General features: G+C 66.0%; 14 protein-coding genes. 12 read left to right on the top strand and 2 right to left on the bottom strand.

Features of this window, described 5'->3' with window-relative positions; genetic code table 11:
• The first annotated feature begins 46 nt into the window (after positions 1-46).
• The 4 genes from uxaC to EFAMC1_RS07585 all read left to right on the top strand — a co-directional run bounded on the left by uxaC (position 47) and on the right by EFAMC1_RS07585 (position 8,533).
• Entirely contained in the window at positions 47-1,465 is a 1,419-nt protein-coding gene (gene uxaC / locus EFAMC1_RS07600; protein WP_154053696.1) for a glucuronate isomerase, read from the top strand.
• A 286-nt stretch (positions 1,466-1,751) separates the two neighbouring features.
• Positions 1,752-2,888 carry a bilirubin reductase gene (bilR, locus tag EFAMC1_RS07595; protein WP_154053695.1) on the top strand — a complete coding sequence of 379 codons (1,137 nt, stop codon included), beginning with the start codon at positions 1,752-1,754 and terminating at the stop codon, positions 2,886-2,888.
• Positions 2,889-3,391: 503 nt separating this feature from the next.
• Entirely contained in the window at positions 3,392-5,368 is a 1,977-nt protein-coding gene (locus EFAMC1_RS07590; protein ID WP_154053694.1) for a glycoside hydrolase family 2 protein, read from the top strand.
• Positions 5,369-5,524: 156 nt separating this feature from the next.
• Complete coding sequence (locus EFAMC1_RS07585; RefSeq protein ID WP_154053693.1) at positions 5,525-8,533, top strand: glycoside hydrolase family 3 protein; 3,009 nt, start codon at positions 5,525-5,527, stop codon at positions 8,531-8,533.
• A gap of 486 nt (positions 8,534-9,019) precedes the next feature.
• On the opposite strand, the gene EFAMC1_RS07580 is transcribed toward EFAMC1_RS07585, so the two are convergent.
• Positions 9,020-9,694, bottom strand: coding sequence for a GntR family transcriptional regulator (locus EFAMC1_RS07580; protein WP_187324607.1), 675 nt, complete (start codon positions 9,692-9,694; stop codon positions 9,020-9,022).
• A 392-nt stretch (positions 9,695-10,086) separates the two neighbouring features.
• On the opposite strand from EFAMC1_RS07580, the gene EFAMC1_RS07575 reads away from it, so the two are divergent.
• The 4 genes from EFAMC1_RS07575 (at position 10,087) to EFAMC1_RS07560 (ending at position 16,512) form a co-directional block, all read left to right on the top strand.
• Positions 10,087-11,544 carry an MFS transporter gene (locus tag EFAMC1_RS07575; RefSeq protein ID WP_222838681.1) on the top strand — a complete coding sequence of 486 codons (1,458 nt, stop codon included), beginning with the start codon at positions 10,087-10,089 and terminating at the stop codon, positions 11,542-11,544.
• A gap of 3 nt (positions 11,545-11,547) precedes the next feature.
• Positions 11,548-12,303, top strand: coding sequence for an alpha/beta hydrolase family protein (locus EFAMC1_RS07570; protein WP_154053691.1), 756 nt, complete (start codon positions 11,548-11,550; stop codon positions 12,301-12,303).
• Between the two features lie 157 nt (positions 12,304-12,460).
• Complete coding sequence (gene bilR, locus EFAMC1_RS07565) at positions 12,461-14,389, top strand: bilirubin reductase, long form (RefSeq protein WP_222838680.1); 1,929 nt, start codon at positions 12,461-12,463, stop codon at positions 14,387-14,389.
• Positions 14,390-14,913: 524 nt separating this feature from the next.
• Positions 14,914-16,512, top strand: a complete 1,599-nt coding sequence (locus EFAMC1_RS07560) for an MFS transporter (protein WP_154053690.1) — start codon at positions 14,914-14,916, stop codon at positions 16,510-16,512.
• Positions 16,513-16,756: 244 nt separating this feature from the next.
• Here EFAMC1_RS07560 and EFAMC1_RS07555 read toward each other — a convergent pair whose 3' ends face one another.
• Positions 16,757-17,848, bottom strand: coding sequence for a LacI family DNA-binding transcriptional regulator (locus EFAMC1_RS07555; protein ID WP_154053689.1), 1,092 nt, complete (start codon positions 17,846-17,848; stop codon positions 16,757-16,759).
• 243 nt (positions 17,849-18,091) lie between these two features.
• On the opposite strand from EFAMC1_RS07555, the gene EFAMC1_RS07550 reads away from it, so the two are divergent.
• From EFAMC1_RS07550 to eda, 4 genes are all read left to right on the top strand, one after another.
• A complete protein-coding gene (locus tag EFAMC1_RS07550; protein WP_154053688.1) occupies positions 18,092-18,355 on the top strand; it encodes a type II toxin-antitoxin system Phd/YefM family antitoxin in 264 nt (87 codons plus the stop codon).
• Complete coding sequence (locus EFAMC1_RS07545) at positions 18,348-18,602, top strand: Txe/YoeB family addiction module toxin (protein ID WP_154053687.1); 255 nt, start codon at positions 18,348-18,350, stop codon at positions 18,600-18,602. Before EFAMC1_RS07550 ends, EFAMC1_RS07545 begins: the two co-directional genes overlap by 8 nt.
• Before the next feature lie 316 nt (positions 18,603-18,918).
• Positions 18,919-19,956: a sugar kinase gene (locus tag EFAMC1_RS07540; RefSeq protein WP_154053686.1), complete on the top strand. Its 1,038-nt coding sequence runs from the start codon at positions 18,919-18,921 to the stop codon at positions 19,954-19,956.
• Positions 19,957-20,166: 210 nt separating this feature from the next.
• The coding region (gene eda, locus EFAMC1_RS07535) for a bifunctional 4-hydroxy-2-oxoglutarate aldolase/2-dehydro-3-deoxy-phosphogluconate aldolase (protein WP_154053685.1) at positions 20,167-20,794 on the top strand (628 nt) is incomplete at its 3' end.

Raw genomic sequence — 20,794 nt, 5'->3', positions numbered from 1 at the left:
GCGAGTTCGGCGAGCTGAGGTTTGTTGATTTGAGAGGATGGGTATCGTGCTGCTGAATGATGACTTTCTGTTGACGACCGATTGGGCAAAGAGGCTGTTCCGCGAGCACGCCGAGCACATGCCCATCATCGACTACCACTGCCACCTGGTGCCGGCCGAGATCTGCGAGGACAAGGGCTACGAGAACCTCGCCCAGGTGTGGCTCTACGACCACGGCTTCGGCGACCATTACAAGTGGCGCCTGCTCCGCGCCAACGGCACGCCCGAGTCGGTGATTCGCGGCGACGACGACTACGCCAAGTATCTGGCCTTCGTCGACGCACTCCAGAAGGCGCCCGGCAACCCCATCTACGAGTGGAGTCACCTGGAGCTCCGCCGCGTCTTCGGCATCGACCTGCAGATCACACGCGCCAATGCCCAGAAGATTTGGGACCGCGCCAACGCGCTGCTCGCCACGCCCGAGTTCCACGCCAAGGGCCTCATCCGCAAGTTCAACGTGAAGTGCATCTGCACCACGGATGACCCTGCGAGCGACCTGACCTACCACAAGCGTCTCGCCGCCGAGGAGGAGCAGAACGGCTTCCGCGTGCTGCCAACGTTCCGCCCCGACGGCCTCATGGGTATCGATGCCCCGGGCTTCGCTGGCTACATCGCCAAGCTCGCCGAGGCCACCGGCGCTGCCGTGAGCGACTGGAAGAGCCTCAAGGCCGCGGCCGAGGCGCGTGTCGACTACTTCCACGAGGCGGGCGGCCGCCTTGCGGACCATGGCGCCAACACCTTCTACTTCACACCCGCCTCGGATGACGTGGTGGACGGCATCGTGCGCCGCGCCCTCTCCGGCGAGGCTGTGACGCCCGAGGAGGTCGGCGAGTATCAGACCGCCCTCACCCTCGCGCTCATGGCCGCCTACGAGCGTCACAACTGGGTGCTGCAGATCCACGGCAACTGCTTCCGCAACGACTCCACGCTCGGCTTCGAGCAGTGCGGCCCCGACTGCGGCTTCGACTCCGTGGGCGACCAGCCCGACTTCGTCTTCCAGCTCAAGCAGCTCTTTGACGCCGCCCAGCAGGCGGGGGCGCTGCCGCGCATCATCCTCTACAGCCTCAACGACACCGACTGGCTGGCCGCCGCCTCGCTCTGCGGCTCCTTCCAGGGTGGCTGCAGGATGCGCATGCAGTTTGGCAATGCCTGGTGGTTCAACGACACCCTCTCCGGCATGGAGAAGCAGATCACGATGTTCGCGGAACAGGGCCTGTTGGGCAACTTTACCGGCATGCTCACCGACTCCCGCAGCTTCCTGTCCTATCCTCGCCACGAGTACTTCCGCCGCGTGCTCTGCCGCGTGCTTGGCCGGTGGGTCGAGGAGGGCCAGCTCCCGGATGACGAGGAGTTTCTCGGCGCTATCGTGGAGGACGTCTGCTATAACAACGCCCGCACCTACTTCGGCTTCTTCGACGCCGAATAAGACGCCATCTCGGCCCTCATTCGTCGCTTGCGTACCTTCGTACGTGGCGCCCCTCTTTCGGGCCGACCTGGCACCTTCTTCGACGTCGACCGACCTGAGGGGGCGCTCGTCCTTCGCGCCAATCTGGCGCACTCTGCGCCCTCGAACGGTTATGAGAGGGGACGGCGCTCGGCCTTCGCCCCTCTTGGCGCCGGGCTGATGTGAGGGTTACGTAATCTGCACGCTTTTCTGCCGCGTTCGTGTCATGGTTGGTCGGACGCGGCAGTTTCGAAGAAGGGGAGGGCACATGGCCGAGGAGTTTCCCGCCTTAGCGTCTCCGCTGCACCTGGGGCCCGAGGGCAGGGGCGCCACGCTCAAGAATCGCATCGTGTTCTCGCCCACGACCTTTGGCCTGCCGCACGATGCCTACGTGCGGCGAATCGCGGGCATCGCCCGGGGCGGCTGCGCCATGGTCGTCATCGGCGACGTCCCCGTGCGCAGGCACGAGCGCGCGAGCCTCTTCTCGCGCAAGGGTGCGGCCGAGTACCGCGACCTCGTCGAGGCCATCCACGCCGGAGGCGCTCTCGCCGCGGCGCAGCTCCACGAGAGCGACTCGGACTTCAAGGCGCTCATTCCCTACGTGCCCGGCGTGCTCATGAAGAAGATCTCGATGATGGAGCTCCGCCACATCCTCAACGAGAAGGCCAAGGAGCTTGTCACGAACATGTCCGCGCGCAAGGTCCGCGCCATCACGCAGGCCTTTGGTCCGGCGGCGGTGCGTGCCCGCGAGCTGGGCTTCGACGTGATGCAGATTCACGGCGACCGCATGGTGGGCAGCTTCTCCAGCGCCCTCATGAGCGGCCGAGACGACGAGTACGGCGGTTCGCCCGAGCGCAGGGCTCGCTTTGCCGTGGAGGCCGTGCGCGCCGTGCGCGAGGCCGTGCCCGAGATAGTCATCGACTACAAGCTCGCCGTGCGCCAGGAGAACCCGCGCTACGGCCAGGCCGGCGTGCTGCTCGAGGAGCTGCCGGTGTTCGTGCCGCTGCTGGAGGAGGCTGGCGTCTCGAGCTTCTCAGTGGCACTCGCCAACCATGGCAGCCTGGAGGACACGATTCCGCCGCGCAAGCACCCCTTCTTTGGCGACGAGGGCTGCTTCCTGCGCTATGCGGACGAGGTTCGCAAGCTCACGAAGCTGCCGGTCTCGGGCGTGGGCTCGCTCGGCACGCCCTCGTTTGTGGAGGAGCAGATCGCGAGCGGGCGCATCGACTTCGCGCTCATGAGCCGCCAGCTGCTGGCAGACCCCGAGTGGCCCAACAAGGTGCTTGACGGCCGCGCGGGCGAGGTCCGGCGCTGCGTGCGTTGCAACAAGGACTGCCTTGGCGGCATGCAGCGCCACGAGGGCACGCACTGCATCTTCGATGCCAAGACCGGCGCCGCCGGCTGAGCCTCCTGCTGCCGCGAGCGGCCATAACCTCGAGCCCAACAAGGGGCAAGCGGCCCCTGAGGTCGAGGTTATGGCCGAGAGTCGCATGACCGGGGCTCGCCCTTGCCCGGACTCGTCCCGCTCACGTTGCCGCGCTTTCGCGCCTAGACTTAAGCTAGTACATCAATTTTGGCGCTTGCTTCTGTAGACAACCGGGCAATTGGCCGGTGAGCCGTTCGATGGGGATTTGTGTCCAAGCCTCCGCTCGTAGACGCATCAATACATTGATTACCTGCGGAAACTGGCATCCCAGTACCATTCGTCGGCAAGGTGTGGCCGTCCGGCGCCCTCACGGGCCAAAACCGACCGTTCGCCGGATGGACGCATCCTGCTCTCAAGAATCCCTTAAAAGCCTCATAAACTGATACATCAGTTGGCATGCCCAGGCCCCAGCGGGTCGCCATGCGGGGCACGAGAACCGCACGCGAGGCGCGCCGGCAGGCGTGGCGTGAGAAGGGATACCCATGCGCACCTATGAGAACCTGAACGAAGGCTGGAGCTTCACGGGGGCAGACGGCACCACCGCCCAGGTCAACGTTCCGCACACCTGGAACGCCGTCGACGGCCAGGACGGCGGCAACGACTACTGGCGCGGCACCTGCACCTATGCCCGCACGTTCACCACGCCTGCGCACGAGGCAGATCAGGTTGTCTACCTTGAGTTCGATGGCGTCAACGCCTCGGCAGACGTGGAGCTCGACGGCGCCGCCCTCGCGCACCACGACGGTGGCTACTCCACCTTCCGCGTCAACGTCACCGACGCGCTCGGGCCCGCGGGCGAGGCCAACGAGCTCGTTGTGCGCGTGGACAACTCCAAGAACGACCGCGTCTACCCGCAGAAGGCCGACTTCACCTTCTACGGTGGCATCTACCGCGACGTCAAGCTCCTCGTGGCGAGCGGCACCCACTTCGCCCTCGACCACTTTGGCGGCCCCGGTCTTGCCGTGACGCCCAAGATCGATGACGCTGCCACCACGGCCGAGGTTCGCGTCCAAGGTTGGGTCGAGGACCCGACCGCGGAGGGCGCCGTCGTGCGCGTTAGTCTCATCGACGCCGAGGGAGCCGAGGTGGCCTCCACGAGCGCTGCCGTGTCCGACGGCGTGGCCGACGCCACGCTCGCCATCGAGAACGTCCATCGCTGGGATGGCGTCAGGGATCCCTACCTTTACGCCGCGTCCCTCACGCTTGAGGTTGCCGGCGTGCCCACGGATGCCGTGAGCTGCCACTTTGGCGTTCGCAGTTTCCACATCGACGCCGACAGGGGCTTCTTCTTGAACGGCCGCAGCTACCCGCTGCGCGGCGTCTCGCGCCACCAGGACCGCAAGGGCATCGGCAACGCCCTCACGCCCGAGATGCACCGCGAGGACATGGAGCTCATCAAGGAGATTGGCGCCAACACCATCCGCCTTGCCCACTATCAGCACAGCCAGGCCTTCTACGACCTCTGCGACGAGGCCGGCATGGTGATCTGGGCCGAGATCCCCTACATTTCCGAGCACATGCCTAACGGCCGCGAGAACACGATCTCGCAGATGAAGGAGCTCATCACCCAGAACTACAACCACGCGAGCATCTGCGTGTGGGGCCTCTCCAACGAGATCACCATCTCCACCAAGGACAACGCTGACATGCTGGACAACCACCGCGTGCTCAACGACCTCGTCCACGAGATGGATCCCACGCGCCCCACGACGCTCGCCTGCTACGCGATGTGCCTCTGGAACAACAAGAGCGCCCACGTCTCCGACATCGTGGCCTGGAACCTCTACCTGGGCTGGTACGTGCCCGGCCTCTGGCTCAACAAGGCATGGTTTGGCGTCTGGCGCCTGCTTCACAGGAACCGCCCCATCGGCATGAGCGAGTACGGCTGCGAGGCCATGCCCAACCTCCACTCCTCCAAGCCCCGCCGCGAGGACCATACGGAGGAGTACCAGTGCGTCTACCACGAGTACATGCTCAAGTTCTTTGACAAGCACCCCTACTTTTGGGCCACGCACGTCTGGAACATGTTCGACTTCGCGGCTGACGCGCGCGACCAGGGCGGTGAGCCCGGCATGAACCACAAAGGCCTCGTCACCTTCGACCGCAAGACCAAGAAGGACGCCTTCTTTGCCTACAAGGCGTGGTGGAGCGACGAGCCGTTCGTGCACGTCTGCGGCAGCCGCTATGTTGACCGTCCCGAGAAGACGACGCTCGTGAAGGTCTACTCCAATCAGCCCGAGGTGTCGCTCTACGCCAATGGCCAGCTCGTGGCAACCCAGCGCGGCGAGCACACCTTCGCGTTCTACGTGACGCTCGGTGAGGGCGATACCAAGATCGAGGCCCGCTCGGGCGAGCTGACGGACGGCTGCACCCTGCGCAAGGTGGACAAGCCCAACCCGGCCTACAAGCTGCACGGGGGCAAGAAGCAGAAGAACAACTGGACGGACAACGAGGCATAGCGCCCACACGCGTGCCCACTGGCCTCGCCCGCCTGGGTCTGGCCACGCGCTCGGCTGAGCTGCGGACGCTCGCCGTTCGCGCGGCCCGGACTCCTAGCGGCGAGGCCTTCGGCCGCCGACCGCGGCCGCAAGCCCCTCTTAGGAAGGAAGGGATCCATGAGCTCATATAAGGTTCAGAAGAAGCTGTGGAACAAGGGGAGGCGCCGTGCGGTGAGGCCGTTCAAGGGCCTCTCGTTCCTCATGGCGATCCTGTTCATCGTCTGTTGCGTGGCGCTGTACATCGTCGAGTGGTTCCCGATGTCGTTCGACCTCGTCACGGACTCCTCGCGCAACACCATCAAGAACCCCAACCCCAACGCCCAGTACTTCCAGAGCGACTTCGCCTCCGACGAGGAGCGCGTGGAGTATGGCAAGCAGCTTTCCCAGACGGTCGAGGCCGAGGGTGCAACGCTACTCAAGAACGACGGTGACGCGCTGCCGCTGCCCGCCGGTGCCAAGGTGAGCCTCATCGGTAACGCCAGTACCAACCCGGTCTATGGCGGCACGGGCTCCGCCGGCCTTGACACCTCCGAGGTCAAGACCTTCAAGCAGGCGCTCGAGGACAACGGCTTCAAGGTCAACTCCGACCTCTGGAGCTTCTACACCGAGGGCGCGGGCGCCGAGTACTCCCGCAAGGCCCCCTCGGGCATGGTCGCCAGCGCCGAGGACACCTACTCCGCCAACGAGGTTCCCCTCTCCGCCTACGGCGACGCCGAGTGGAACAGCGTGGCCGAGTACGGCGACGCCGCCATCATGGTGGTCTCGCGCGTGGGTGGCGAGGGCGCCGACCTGCCGAGCGACACCACCGATGCCGAGAGCGCCGGCTACCTGGGCCTTGACAACAACGAGCGCGACATGCTCAAGAAGCTCAAGGAGCTCAAGGAGGCCGGCAAGGTCAGCCGCATCATCGTGCTGCTCAACTCCTCCAACTCCATCCAGCTGGACTTCCTCTCTAACCCTGCCTATGACGTGGACGCCGTCATGTGGGTGGGCGGCATGGGCGGCCAGGGCATCTCCGCCGTGGCCGATATCCTCTCCGGCCTCGTGAACCCGTCCGGCCGTCTCACGGACGCCTTCCTGGCCGACAACACCACGAGTCCCGCGATGGCCAACTTTGGCTCCTGGGACTACGCCAATGCCGAGGAGGCCGGGCTCGACAAGTACAACGGCAACTACGTCATCTACCAGGAGGGTATCTACGTAGGCTATCGCTACTACGAGACCCGCTACGAGGACTACGTCATGGGCACCGGCAACGCCGGCAGCTATGACTACGCGGCAGACGTGGCCTTCCCGTTTGGCTCGGGCCTGTCCTACACCACCTTTGGCTACAGCAACATGCAGGTGACCCACGACAGCGCGAGTGACACCTACAAGGTGCAGCTTGACGTCACCAACACCGGTAGCGTTGCCGGCAAGCACACGGTGGAGGTCTTTGGCCAGAGCCCCTACACGGACTACGACCGCGCCAACGACGTGGAGAAGAGCTCCGTCCAGCTCGTGGGCTTTGACAAGACCGACGAGCTGCAGCCCGGCGAGACCGAGACCGTGGTGGTCTCCGTCTCTGGCGCCGACCTCGCTTCCTATGACGCCAAGGGCGCCAAGACCTACATCCTGGACGCCGGAGACTACCGCCTCACTGTTGCCGCCGACGCGCACGCCGCCGCCAACAACTTCCTGGCCGCCAAGGGCTACACGCCCGCCGCGACCGACGGCCGCATGGACGCCGCCGGCGACGCGAGCCTCGTCTACACCTGGAACAACCCGGTGCTCGACACCACCACGTACGCCACGAGCGCCAAGACCGGTGCCCAGATCACCAACCAGTTCGACGACGCCGACATCAACGCCTACGAGGGTGCCTCCGAGGATGGCGTCACCTACCTGTCCCGCGCGGACTGGGACGGCACCTTCCCGCGCGAGGTCGTGAGGCTCACGGCCACCGAGGCCCTCGTGAAGGAGCTCGCCTACAGCCGCTACGATACCGGCTCCTACACGGGCGAGTATCTGAACGCCTCCATGCCCACGCTCGGCGCCAAGAACGGCCTCAAGGCCATGAACCTGCAGGGCAAGGATTTCGACAACCCGATGTGGGACGAGCTGCTCGACCAGATGACGGCCGACGACATGGCCTACCTCCTGGGCAGTGCCTTCCACTACACGCAGCCCATCGAGAGCATCGACCTCACCGGCACGCGTGACGAGAACGGTCCCACCGGCCTCACCACCACGCTCTTTGGAGGCAAGAAGACCAACGTCAAGACGATGGGCCTGCCCTCCGAGGACGTCATGGGCGCCACCTTCAACGCCGACCTGCTCAACGATGTGGGTCGCGTCATCGGCAACGACTGCATCGCCGCCGGCGTCTCGTTCCTCTACGGCCCGGGCGCCAACATCCACCGCACGAGCTACTCCGGCCGCAACTTCGAGTACTTCTCCGAGGACGGTTTCCTCTCCGGCAAGCTGCTTGCCGCCGAGTGCGCGGGCATCGAGTCCAAAGGCGCGCACGTGATGATCAAGCACTTCGCGCTCAACGACCAGGAGCTCGACCGCTCCGGCCTCTGCGTGTGGGCCAACGAGCAGGCCATCCGCGAGGTCTACCTCAAGGCCTTCGAGGCCGCCTTCACCGAGGCCAACGCCAACGGCGTCATGAGCTCGTACAGCCGCGTGGGCGCGCATTGGAACGGTGCCGACCGTGGCATGATCTCTGGCGTGCTGCGTGGCGAGTGGGGCTGCAAGGGTGCCGTCATCACGGATAACTCTGCCCTCAACAACCACTGGATGGATGGTCCGGACAGCGTGCTCGCCGGCGCCGACCTGTTCGACTCCATGACCGAGATCGAGTACGACCAGCTGCTCAAGCACACGAAGGACCCGGTTGTGGTGTCTGCGATGCGCGACTCCTGCCACCGCGTGATCTACTCGATCGTGAACTCGCTCGCCGTGAACGGCATGGATGCCAACAGCGAGGTCGACGCCCACGACCCGGGCTACCTCGCCGCCATCAAGGCCGCGACCTGCGGCACGGGCGCGCTCACGGTGCTGTTCATCGTGCTGGGCTGCAAGCGTCGCATCGCCTACGGCCGCGCGAACCCGAAGCCCCGCAAGGCCAACTTCGTGGCGTAGGGGGGCAAGAGGGCGGAAAAGCGCTTGTAGATGCCGAAAAAAACTATCAGCGCGTGACATATCACAAGGCACCGGCCAATGAGAGGGCGGCTTTCGGCGAATGGCCGAGAGCCGCCCTTCCCATGTTTACGTCGCCGTTTACCAGCTTTTAGCAACCATTCTCGTGGTCGTGGTTGGTGCCTTCCTGCCCGAGGGCAAGAGGAGGGCCGCGTAGCAAGCTCGTCTCGTGACGCAGGGCCCGTCGCCGGCAATGGGCAACGGGCCCGGTCATAGGGCAAGTGTTTAGGCCAAACAAGAGGGGCGCCGTCGGCAACGTGCCGGCGGCGCCCCTCTTTGTCGTCTGCTTTCTGCGGCATGCAGGCTCGTTGCCATCGCTGGTGTTGGCGGCCTATTGGCTTCGCTTGCAAATGAGTCGGCCATTGCCGGGTCTGCCATCCCGTTTGACTCATGCTTGCTTAAGGCTTGCTGTGACCTCGCTTTGCAGGCTTACTCCGCGAAGTACTCCGGGAAGCGCTCGCGTACGACGTCCAGGAAGGCGAGCAGGCCGTTCAGGTACTGGGTCTCCAGCCTACAGACCTCGTTGACGTCGCGGGCCTCGATGGCGTCGCGCACGGCGGCGTGCTGCGCCACCACAGCGTCCCAGTCGAACTTCTCCGTGAGCATGGAGAGCCAGCGCACGCGGTCGAGGCTCACGGAGAAGCCGTCGACCCACAGCCAGACCTCCTCCTTGCCCACGGCCTCGAAAAGCCTGCGGTAGAAGCAGCCGTCGCAGGTGTAGAACGCCTGGGCGTCGCGCGAGGTGGCGGCGACGCGCTGCCTTTCCAACACCTCGCCAAGGCTCGCGAGAACCTCGTCTCCGCCCCGGGAGCAGCACTCCACGGCCACGGCCGTCTCGAGGTTCTTGCGCACGTAGCGGGCGCTTTCCGCCGCATGCAGGTCGATGGGGGAGACGTAGGTGCCGCTGTGGGGCACGGAGTAGACGAGCCCCTCCTGCGTAAGGCGCACGAGGGCCTCGCGGATGGGCGTGCGCCCCAGGTCGAGCTCCTCGGTAAGGCGCTTCATCGGCAGGCGAACGCCGGGCCGGTAGGCCGCGTGGATGATGCCGGCGCGAATGGCCTCGTAGGCCTGCTTCTGCTGGCTCTCTGATAGTTCGTCTGCCATGGGTTGCTCCCGTTCAATGTGCCGAGGCTCCTGCTCGGGTGACATAGCATACGCCACGCCCCGGCCCTCGAGAGGCGCCGTTCCAAGATGTCGTGGACGAGGTACGGCCTGAAATCACGCCCCGGGCCTTGGTGGCCGCCGTAGCGCATTCTGCCGCCAGGGGCGGCTCGCATACGTCTGGCCCCAAAAACCTACCGTTGGCCCGGTTGGTTCGCGCTCTTGCAAACAGGTATACCAGTTTGTGTAAGACTGGTATATCAGAACGCCAGAGAGGGGGCCGAAGGGAGCAAAGGCTCGGAAAACGTGGTGTTCGAGCTGCGTGTTCGTCTCAAGACGTATGCCAGAGCGCATTGGGGACCCGAGGGGCCTCGCGCGGGGAAAGGGAGAGAAGCATGGCACAACAGACAGGTGCGGAGGCCACGGTGGAGCCCGGCAGCGGAGCGAAGGTTCGCCCGTTCTCGATGCTCGACAAGCTCGGCTACACCCTGGGAGACCTCGGATGCTGCTGCACTGAGCAGTTCCGCTCGATGTACCTTTCCACCTTCTACATCCTGGTGCTGCAGATCAACCCGGTGCACGTGGGCATCCTGCTGCTTGTCACCAAGATCTGGGACGCCATCAACGACCCGCTGGTGGGCGCCCTCGTGGACATGCACCGTGCCAAGCCAGGCAAGGCCAAGTTCATCCCCTGGATCCGCCTCTTCTCGTTCCCGATGGCCGTCCTCTGCGTGCTGGGCTTCATCAACGCCAGCGACTGGGACTACGCCATCCGCATTGGCTACTGCTTCATCACCTACGTGCTCTACGAGTTCCTCTACACCTGCGTGAACGTGCCCTTCGGCTCGCTCTCTGCCGTGATGACCGAGGATCCCAAGCACCGCACGGCGCTCTCCCGCTACCGCAGCCTCGGCGGTACCATCTTCATGACGGTGCTCGTCATGGTGGGCCCGCTGTTCCTCTACGTCGACAACAACCCGGTGCCGGGCCGCTTCCTCATGCTCGCCTCCATCTGCGCCCTGCTGGGCTTCCTGTTCCTGCAGGTCACCTGCGTGTGGTGCAAGGAGCGCGTCATCGCGCCGCCGCGCCCCAAGGACGAGAAGTTCAATTGGCTCGAGGTCATCAAGAAGATCGGCCGCAATCGCCCGCTCATCGGCGTCATCGTCTTCAGCCTGCTTGGCATCGTAGGCGCCTCGGTGGTCAACGGCCTCAACGTCTACCTGTTCCGCGACTACTTTGGCAACGTCAAGCTGCAGTCTGCCATGGGCGGCATCTCCACGCTGTTCTCGCTGGCCGCGTTCTTCCTGATCCAGCCGCTCGCCAACCACTTTGGCAAGAAGGAGTGGTGCGTCATCGGCGCCGGCGTGGCCGCCGCCGTTATGGCCGTGCTGTTCTTCTTCCCGCTGCATGACCCGACGGTCTTCATCGGCATCTACTGCGGCTGCTATCTGTTCGCCTCCGCCATGCAGATCCTCGTCTGGGCGCTGCTTAACGACGCCATCGACTACCACGAGTACATGACCGGTGAGCGCAGCGAGGGCGTTATGTACTCCGCGTACTCGTTCTTCCGCAAGCTCGCCAACGCTGTCTCTGGCTCGCTGTCTGCCTTCATCCTCGGCTTCATCGGCTACAACGTCACCGCCGGCGCCGTGCAGACCCAGCAGGTCATCGACAGCATCTGGAGCGCCTGGACCGGCTCCTATGCCATCGGCTACGGCCTCGCCGCCATCGTGCTGGCGCTCGTGTACCCGCTCACCAAGTCCAAGACCGAGGAGATGCTCGCCGAGCTCAAGCGTCGTCGCGCCGAGCGCGCCGCCCGGGGTGAGGTCGTCGTCCAGGATGTGGAGGAATAGCTCATGCAGACCCTGCAGGTATCGTTTGCCAATCGGTCGGGTCACGTGCTCAGGGGCATCGTGACCCTGCCGGAGGGGGAGGGTCCTCACCCCTTCGTCGTGCACCTGCATGGCTTTGGCGGGTCGCTCTCGGGCCACAAGTACATGTACACCAACATGGCCCGGGCACTGGCGCGCGAGGGAATTGGCTGCGCCCGCTTCGACTTCTTTGGCTGCGGCGAGTCCGACGGCGAGTTTGGCGAGACCACCCTCACCGGATTCCAGCACGACGCCGAGGACATGTGCACCTGGGTGATCGAGCAGGGCTACGCCGACGCCGCCCACCTCGTGCTCTCGGGCCAGAGCATGGGCGGCTACGTGGCCGCCTCCGTGGCGCCTGCCGTGGCTCCGGCCGCCCTCGTGCTGCAGTGCCCGGGTGCGGCCATGTGGTACGGCGCCGCCGAGCGCGCGGACATGGTGACCAAGGCAGGCAAGGACAGCGTCGACCTCGAGGGCCTCACCTATGCCATGGCGTTCAACTACGACATGGCGTCGCATCCCGACCCCTTCGAGGAGGCTCGGGGCTACGAGGGACCGGTGCTGATCATCCGCGCCAACGACGACAAGCTCGTGTCGTCCGAGAACTGCGAGAGCTACCAGGCTCTCTATCCCGGCTCAACCTATCTGGAGACGGAGGGCGGCGGGCACAACTTCGCCTCCCAGCCCTCGCGCAGGATGGTGGAGCGCGAGATGGCCGCCTTCATCAAGGCAAGCCTGTAAGAGACCCATCCGCGGGTCAGCCCGGCGACGGCACACGGAGCCGGGCTGACCCGCGCGAGACATTTGGCCGCGTCCGCCCGGGGAGGCGGCGCGCAGCATGAGGCGGCGCCCGCGCCGCGCAAGGAGAGAAGGCCGCATGCGGCCGGAAGGGAATCCCATGACCATGAAGCTGCTCGAACCCATCCAGATCGGCCCGATGACCCTCAAGAACCGCATCATGTTCCCGCCGCTGACCACCGGCTACGAGGAGCGTGACGGCAGCATCGGCGAGCAGAGCCGCGCCTTCTACGAGCGCCTCGCCAAGGGCGGCACCGGCTACATCGTGCTGGGCGACGTCAACCCCGTGGCGAGCTTCTCGCCCACGCCGAAGCTCTTCTCCGACGCCCAGATCCCGAGCTTTGCCGCCCTGGCCGACGCCGTGCACGCCCACGGCGCCAAGCTGGGCGCCCAGCTCTTCCACCCCGAGTATGACGTGGACGCCATCAACGCGCTCGCCCGCGCCGGCCGCATGGACGAGGTGCGCCCCAAGCTCCACCACGACATGCTGCACTTCACCGACGAGGTGACCGAGGAGATGCTGCTCTCGATTGTCGACAAGATGGTCGCCTGCGCGAAGCGCTGCCAGGCCGCCGGCCTCGACGCCATCGAGGTGCACGGCGACCGCCTCGTGGGCTGCCTCGTGAGCACGCGCATGAACCACCGCACGGACAAGTTTGGCGGCTCGCTCGAGAACCGCGCGCGCTTCGCCCTCATGCTCGTGAAGGCGCTCCGCGAGGCGGTGCCGGGTATGGCAATCGACTACAAGTTTGCCGTGGTGACGCCCGAGCGCGGCAAGGGCGGCGTGGACCTCGAGGACGCCCCGACCTTTGCCAAGTGGCTCGTGGAGGCGGGCGTCGACACCCTGCACGTGGCCCAGGCCAACCACACCGGCAACATGGCCGACACCATCCCGCCCATGGGTGTGCAGCCCTACGCCTTCTTCGCCGACATCGCGGGCCAGATTCGCGACGTGGTGGACATCCCGGTGAGCACCGCCGGTCGCATCATTTCCGCCGAGATGGCTGAGGAGATTCTCGAGGCCGGTAAGGCCGACTTTGTGGGCGTGGCGCGTCCGCTGCTCTGTGACCCGGACTGGGGCGTCAAGCTCGCTGCCGGCAAACCTGAGACAGTTCGCCGCTGCATCTCGTGCAACAAGGGCTGCACGGACGCCATCCAGAGCCGCAAGTTCGTCTCGTGCGTGCTCAACCCGGAGAACGGCTACGAGCTCACGCGCAAGGTGGAGCGCACGGCCGAGCCCAAGCGCGTGGCCGTAGTGGGCGGCGGCATCGCCGGTCTCACCGCGGCGCGAGTGGCGGCCGAGCGTGGCCACAGCGTGACCCTCTTCGAGAAGGAGGAGCGCCTGGGCGGCCAGCTGGGCATCGCCTCCGTGCCGCCACGAAAGGAGGAGATGCTTCGCGCCGAGGACGACGCCGAGCGCGCCGCGAAGGCCGCCGGCGCCGAGCTGCGCCTGGGTGTTACGGCAGACCAGGACGTCCTGCTCGCCGAGGGCTTCGAGGCCGTGATCGTGGCCACGGGCGCCACCAACGTGAGCATCCCCGTGCCCGGTGCGGACGGCGCGAACGTCGTGAGCTCGTGGGACGTGCTCGCCGGCAAGTCCGAGGTAGCGGGCCGCGTGGCCGTCATCGGCGGTGGCCTCGTGGGCTGCGAGTGCGCCGAGTACCTGGCCGAGCACGGCTGCAAGGTCTCCGTGGTGGAGATGCTCGACAAGATTGCGGCGCAGGAGAGCACTACGGTGCTGCCCACCCTCATGGAGAGCTACGAGCGCCTTGGCGTGGAGCAGCACCCCAGCACCAAGCTCGTGAGCATCGACGCGACGGGCATCGACTGCGTGGGCGCCGACGGCGAGGCCCTGCGCATCGCCTGCGACTGGGTGGTGATGGCCGTGGGCGCCCGCCCGGTGGCCTTCCCGGCCGATAAGCTCGAGGCCGCCGGCGTGAGCGTGACGCGCGTGGGTGACGCGGGCGAGCGCGCGAGCGACATCCAGAACGCCACGAACACCGCCTACGACGCCGCCTGCGCAATCTAGCGCGAGGCCTGGCGTGCCGGCCAATCACGTCCCATAGTGTTCCTCCCAGCGCCGCTGGCCCTATACGCCGGCGGCGTTTTTTGTGCCGTGGGGCAGGTAGCCCGCGCTCGTCACGTGAATGCAAGCGGGTATGTGATATATCAAAGTGCGCCGTCGGGCTCGAATATGGCGTCGATTTACGAGAATCAGCCACGTGGCGAAAGTGTTTTTCAGTTGTCGGCGGAGCATTCGGTCACTCCAACGGAAGGGTCGCAGCACTCGTACTACTCGTTTGGCTCCCAGAAACAGACCGTTGGCGAGGTCGGTTGAAATGCCTGCCCACGTCCTGAAGGAAGTCGGTAAACTGTTATATCAGTTAGCATTGAGCCGATGCTTGGGTGCGCGCCCTCGCCCCGTCGGTCGAAAGGAAGGCGGCTCCACAGGCTCGTGCCGGAACGCTCGCACCTCGCGCCCCGCGCGTCGTGCCCCGCACCCCGGCGCTTGCCCACGGGGCCGAAACCCCTCACGCGAAGGAGTGTTGCCGAATGGCAGAGAATGCGACGCAGGCCAAGCAGTCCAGCGGAGGCGGCAGCGGCCTCAACCGTGCGAAGATGTACCAGCTCGTGCTGTTCCCGTTCAACAACGGTGCCACGAACGTGTACTACGTGCTGCTCATGAACTACATCGCCTACTATGCCAACGGCGTTCTGGGCCTGCTGGTGGCGTTCGCCACCACGATGGTCACCGTGACGCGTGCCCTCGACGCCGTCATCGATCCGTTCGTGGGCATGTTCATCGATCGTACGGAGACCAAGATCGGCAAGTTCCGCCCGTTCATGATCCTAGGCAACGTGGTCATGGCCGTCTCGGCCCTGCTCGTCTTTTACGGCACGCGCCTCATCCCCGAGGACGCCACGGCCGTGAAGTACGTGCTCTACACTGTCTTCTACATGTGCCTCATGGTGGGCTACTCCATCCAGACCTCGTGCACGCGCTCTGGTCAGACCTGCCTCACCAACGATCCCAAGCAGCGCCCGACGTTCACCCTGTTCAACACCATCGCGTCGCTCGTGGGCATGGGCGTCACCATGGCCACGGCCTCCATCGTGGGCGGCAACGTGGGCTACGGCACCGAGGCGTTCTTCAACTTCCTCATCCCTCTGGTCATCATCCTCTCCGGCGCCCTCACCGCGCTGGCCGTCATCGGCATCGCCGGCAAGGACCGCAAGGAGTTCTGGGGCCTGGGCAACGAGGACGAGAAACCGCAGCTCAAGGTCAAGGACTACGTCGAGATCTTCAAGGCCAACAAGGAGCTCCAGCGCCTCATGGTGGCGGCCTCCGGCACCAAGTTCGCCTTCGCCATCGCCACGAACACCTCAGTGGGCGTGCTGCTCTACTCCTGCATGATGGGCAACTACAACGGTCTCTACCTGCCGATGTACATCCTCGGCTACGCCTTCTCCGCGCCGTTCTTCATCGGCGGCCTGCGCATCAGTCAGAAATACGGCCAGAAGAAGACCCTCGTCTCCTTCACGAGCCTCGCGCTCATTATGTACCTCGGCGTCACGGCTATGCTCGCCATGTGGCAGCCGGGCAATCCGAGCCTCACGCTCTCCATCTTCGGCACCGAGGGCGGCCTGCACCCCACGCTCAACCTCTACACGATCATCTTCATCGTGCTCTACGGCCTGGGCTACGGTGCGTACTACTCCACGGCCGACATGGCCATCCCCATGATCGCCGACTGCTCCGACTTCGAGATGTACCGCTCCGGCAACTACGCGCCGGGCGTCATCGGCACGCTGTTCAGCTTCGTTGACAAGCTCGTGAGCTCGCTGTCCACCACCATCGTGGGCATCGCGATCACCGTTGTGGGCCTCACCGCCCTGCCCGACACCACCACGCCCTACATGGATGGCATGAACTGGCTCACAATCGCGCTGTTCTGCATCATCCCGATCGTGGCCTGGCTGCTTACCCTCTGGGCGATGAAGGGCTACACGCTCACGGGCGAGCGCATGAAGGAGATCCAGGCCGTGAATGCCTGCCGCAAGGATGCCATCGCCGAGGGCATGTCCGTGGACGAGGCTCTGAACACCTGGCAGACCATCGACCAGGTGCCCGACATGTACCGCGAGAGCTAGGACCGGGCGCTTGCGCGGGCACCAGGGATGCCGGTGGAGTTGCCTTCGGCGCCCCGGCTGGCGATGCGGCGGATGTCGCCGGGGCGGTCTCCGTCTCACATGAACGTTTGCGCATCGGTGCGGTGGCTCCAAGGCCGACGTGACGCCCGAGGCCAATAAGGTCTGCGAGGAGCTTACATTTCCTTCCGTATGATTTGTCACACCGCGGGGTTGCGGCGGAGGCTGGCGATGTAGTGGGGGAGCGCTAACGGGGCATGCCGTGGCTCGGCACGGGGCCCGCAGAAGGCCTGGCGCCGCCTGCGACGGCACCGGCCGCCTGCGTGCTCGCGCGGCGGATGACGCGGCCGGGCACCTCCGCGCGCCGCGGGCTCGACGAGGTCTCGTCGCTACCTCTGACCTGCGGCTCATTGATGCCGGCGAGGAGCCACTCGAGGGTCTTCCCGGCTATGGCGTCCGTGTCCTGCACGGCCGTGGTGACGCCGCCGAAGAGCACGCGGTTCCAGGCGTAGTCGTCGAAGGTGGCCAGGCGCACGTCGGCCGGGGCGCGCAGCTCGGTTGCGCCCAGCGCCTCAACGAGCCGCAGGAAGACGAGGCCGTTGACGGTGACGAGCCCCAGGGGGCAGGGGGCCTGCCGGCCGTCCGCGAGCTCGTTGAGCTGCGCGGCCGCGCGGGCGGGGTCGCCGTCCAGCTCGATGACGGTGCCGTCGAGCCCCAGGCGCGCCAGCTCAGCCATGAAGGCGCGGGCGCGGATGCGGCGCACGGCGCTGGTCTTGCTGCGCTCGTCGAACAGGTGGCAGCGGCGGCAGCCCGCGCCGGCCAGCTCGTCCACGAGGGCGGCCATGAGCTCGGCGTTGTTGGAGGTGACGAGTGGCAGGTCGCTGCCGGGCAGCTCGCGGTCGAGCAGCACCACGGGCAGGTGCGCGGCCGCCGCGTTCAGGGCGGACGCGTCTGCCCCGCAGGTGTTGACGATAAGCCCGTCCACGCCCGCGGCCACCAGCCGCTCGATGGCCTCAGCCTCGTGCTGGGGGTCGTTTCCGCTGGTGGACGTCATGAGTGACAGGCCGCGCTCGGCCCCGCGGGCCGACAGCGCCTCAAGCATCGCGCCGGAGAAGGGGTTGCGGATGTCGGCGAGGATGACGCCGACGGTGTTGGTGCGGTCGGTGCGCAGGCTGCGCGCGGCGTTGCTGGGCCGGTAGCCGGTGCGCTCGATGACCTCAAGCACGCGCTTTCTGGTCTGCTCGCGCATCGTGCCCGGCCGGTCGTTGAGCACACGCGACACGGTGGCCGGGCTCACGCCCGCCTCGGCGGCAATGTCTTGGATGCGGATGCGTGCCATGGGCCTCCCGTCTGACGGCTAACTGATGATAGCGCTTGGGGATGCCGTGCTGCGGGCGGCGCGGACGGGGAGTGGGATGCGGTCGGGCATGCGCGGATCGGGGCGTATGCGCAGCTTAGCTGCCATGCGGGCTCGCTCCTTACGGTGGGCCTTTTGGAGTGCTTCCGGCCATGGCGCCGGAGTTCCCCTCGTGCTACCATACTTGTACAAGATATTGTCAACTTGTGTAGAGGAGGTAGCCGCATGGAGGCTGTAGCCTACAGTACCTTCCGCAACGGCATGAAGGACTACATGCGCAAGACGCGCGACGACGCCGAGGCCCTGCTCGTTGTGAGCCGGGATTCCAGCGAGAACGTCGTGGTCATGAGCGCGCGCGACTACGATGGCCTCATGGAGACGTTCCGCATCTACCAGAACCGTCCGTTGCACGAGAAGATCCTGCGCGGCATCCAACAGGCCTCCGAGGGCGCCGCGCTGCCCCGCGACCTCATCGAAGACGATGATTAAGCGCTGGACGGACGACGCCTGGGCCGACTATGTGTGGTGGCAGGGCCAGGACCGCAAGACGCTCAAGCGCATCAACGCCCTGATCCGCGACATCGAACGCGACCCCTTCTCCGGGCTCGGCAAGCCCGAGCCGCTGAGATACGACCTGTCGGGCACGTGGTCGAGGCGCATCGACGAGGCCAACCGCCTCGTGTACTCCGTGGCCGGCGACGAGCTTACGATTTACTCGGCGAAGGACCACTACTAGGGCCGCAATGGCAGGGCCTTCTCCCGTGCGCGGACTGCCCCCAATCTGCCCGTTATGGCCGCGCGCCGCCGCCCGCTCGCATCCCTAAAACCCGCGGCGCGCGCCGGCAGCCTACGCTCACGGCCGTATGCGTCCGCTCGGCGATGTGCTGTGAAAAAAGTGATTCCCTCCGACTCGGAATAGCGTATACTCGCCTCAGCTACGAAAACGATTTCGTACTGGTAGAGTTTACGTTCGAGCCATTTGGTATGCCAAGTTGGCGGACCTGGGGCGGCACACGTCATCCCGATGGCGCCACAACGAGAAGGGAGTCACGATGAAACTCTCCGGAACGGTCCTCACCTTTGGCGAGATCATGATGCGCCTCTCGCCGCCCGACCACCTCCGCATTGAGCAGGCCACCAGCTTTGACGCGCGCTTCGGCGGGGCCGAGGCCAACACGGCCCTCTCGCTGGCGTTCCAGGGCGACAACGCCGCCTACGTGTCCGTGGTCCCGGCCAATCGCATCGGCGACTGCGCCCTGCGCTCCCTTGCCGCCTACGGCGTCGACACCTCGCGCGTCGTGCGCTCCGGCGACCGCCTCGGCACCTACTACTTCGAGCTCGGCGCCTCGCAGCGCGGCAACGGCTGCGTCTACGACCGCAAGTACTCCGCCATCAACCTCGCGAGCCATACCGAGCTCGACTGGGCCAAGGTCCTCGACGGCATCGACGTCTTCTACTTCTCCGGCGTCACGCCCGCCGTGTCCGACGAGATGGCGCTTGCCTGCAAGGAGGCGCTCGAGGAGGCCCGCTGCCGCGGCATCACCACGGTCTGCGACCTCAACTACCGCGGCAAGATGTGGTCTCCCGAGAAGTCCCAGCAGGTCATGAAGGGCTTGCTGCCGCTCGTGGACATCTGCATCGCCAACGACGAGGACGCACCGGCCTCCCTCGGCATCACATGCGTCTCGGGCTCCCTGGCCCACGGCATCGACGAGCGCGAGACCTACGTCGAGATGGCGCGCGAGATCTGTGCCGACTACGGCTGCAAGACGCTGGCCTCCGTCATCCGCAACGTCCAGAGCGTCGAGCGCTCGCAGTGGATGGGCATGCTCTATGACGCGGCGTCGGGCGAGCACTGGTTCAGCACCGTGCACGACGTCCACGTGCTCGAGGGCGTTGCCGCCGGCGACGCGTTCAACGCGGGCCTGCTCCACGCGCTGCTCCACGGCTACGAGCCGCAGCGCACCATCGACTACGCCATCGCGGCCTCGGTGCTCAAGCTCACCGTCCGCGGCGACTCCAACCTCGTGAGCGAGGCCGAGATCGCCGGCGTGTCCGAGTCTGGTGGCGGCACTCGCGTGGCCCGCTAACACGACCCCTCCGTATTGCTGTTCGTGGGCTCTGCCTGCGGCAACGTGTTCTTCGGCCGGGTCCCGTCACTCCCGGGCCCGGTCGCTCCAGCCTTGCGCGAGGGGGGTACGGTCGCCCCCTCGCGCCCTGGATTGCCGCGCCGGCCGAGCCGCCCTCCCGGCGGCCGCGCCGGCGCCGTGCCCATACAAGGTCTGTGAAAGGAAGCAAGCATGTACGAGGACTTCTACAAGCAGCTCGAGCAGCTCGGCATTGTGCCGGTCGTCGTGCTCGAGAAGGTTGAGGATGCCGTGCCGATGGCCGACGCCCTTGCCGCCGCCGGCATGAACTCGGCCGAGGTGACGTTCCGCACGAGCTGTGCCGCCGCCAGCATCAAGGCCATGCACGAGGCCCATCCCGAGATGGCCGTGGGCGCGGGCACCGTGCTCTCCGTCGAGCAGGTCGACGAGGCCGTCGCCGCCGGCGCGAGCTTCATCGTGAGCCCGGGCTTTGACGAGGACGTCGTGCGCCATTGCATCGGCCTCAAGCTGCCGGTGCTGCCCGGCACCGTGACGCCCACCGAGGTCACCGCTGCTCGCAAGCTGGGCCTGCAGGTCACGAAGTTCTTCCCGGCCGCGCAGTACGGCGGCCTCGCCACGATCAAGGCCCTGTGCGCTCCGTTCGTGGGGCACCGCTTCATGCCCACCGGTGGCGTCAACCTCGGCAACGTCGAGGAGTACCTCGAGAGCCCGTCGATCATCGCGTGCGGCGGCACCTGGATGGTCAAGCCCAAGCTCTTTGCCGACGGCGACTTCTCCAAGGTGACCGAGACGGCCAAGGAGGCCATGGACGTCGTGCGCA

This window comes from Olsenella uli (assembly GCF_901212675.1).
GTDB lineage: Bacteria > Actinomycetota > Coriobacteriia > Coriobacteriales > Atopobiaceae > Parolsenella > Parolsenella uli_B.
The sequence above is the reverse complement of the archived record's forward strand: the minus strand, read 5'-3'. Positions and strand labels throughout refer to the sequence as shown.

Excerpts from the sequence above, each read along its gene's own strand:
- EFAMC1_RS07560 (WP_154053690.1), top strand. The coding sequence starts at position 14,914 with ATGGCAGAGAATGCGACGCAGGCCAAGCAGTCCAGCGGAGGCGGCAGC.
- EFAMC1_RS07570 (WP_154053691.1), top strand. The coding sequence starts at position 11,548 with ATGCAGACCCTGCAGGTATCGTTTGCCAATCGGTCGGGTCACGTGCTC.
- EFAMC1_RS07580 (WP_187324607.1), bottom strand. The coding sequence starts at position 9,694 with ATGGCAGACGAACTATCAGAGAGCCAGCAGAAGCAGGCCTACGAGGCC.
- EFAMC1_RS07555 (WP_154053689.1), bottom strand. The coding sequence starts at position 17,848 with ATGGCACGCATCCGCATCCAAGACATTGCCGCCGAGGCGGGCGTGAGC.
- EFAMC1_RS07585 (WP_154053693.1), top strand. The coding sequence starts at position 5,525 with ATGAGCTCATATAAGGTTCAGAAGAAGCTGTGGAACAAGGGGAGGCGC.
- EFAMC1_RS07550 (WP_154053688.1), top strand. The coding sequence starts at position 18,092 with ATGGAGGCTGTAGCCTACAGTACCTTCCGCAACGGCATGAAGGACTAC.
- EFAMC1_RS07590 (WP_154053694.1), top strand. The coding sequence starts at position 3,392 with ATGCGCACCTATGAGAACCTGAACGAAGGCTGGAGCTTCACGGGGGCA.
- EFAMC1_RS07575 (WP_222838681.1), top strand. The coding sequence starts at position 10,087 with ATGGCACAACAGACAGGTGCGGAGGCCACGGTGGAGCCCGGCAGCGGA.
- bilR (WP_154053695.1), top strand. The coding sequence starts at position 1,752 with ATGGCCGAGGAGTTTCCCGCCTTAGCGTCTCCGCTGCACCTGGGGCCC.
- bilR (WP_222838680.1), top strand. The coding sequence starts at position 12,461 with ATGACCATGAAGCTGCTCGAACCCATCCAGATCGGCCCGATGACCCTC.
- EFAMC1_RS07540 (WP_154053686.1), top strand. The coding sequence starts at position 18,919 with ATGAAACTCTCCGGAACGGTCCTCACCTTTGGCGAGATCATGATGCGC.
- EFAMC1_RS07545 (WP_154053687.1), top strand. The coding sequence starts at position 18,348 with ATGATTAAGCGCTGGACGGACGACGCCTGGGCCGACTATGTGTGGTGG.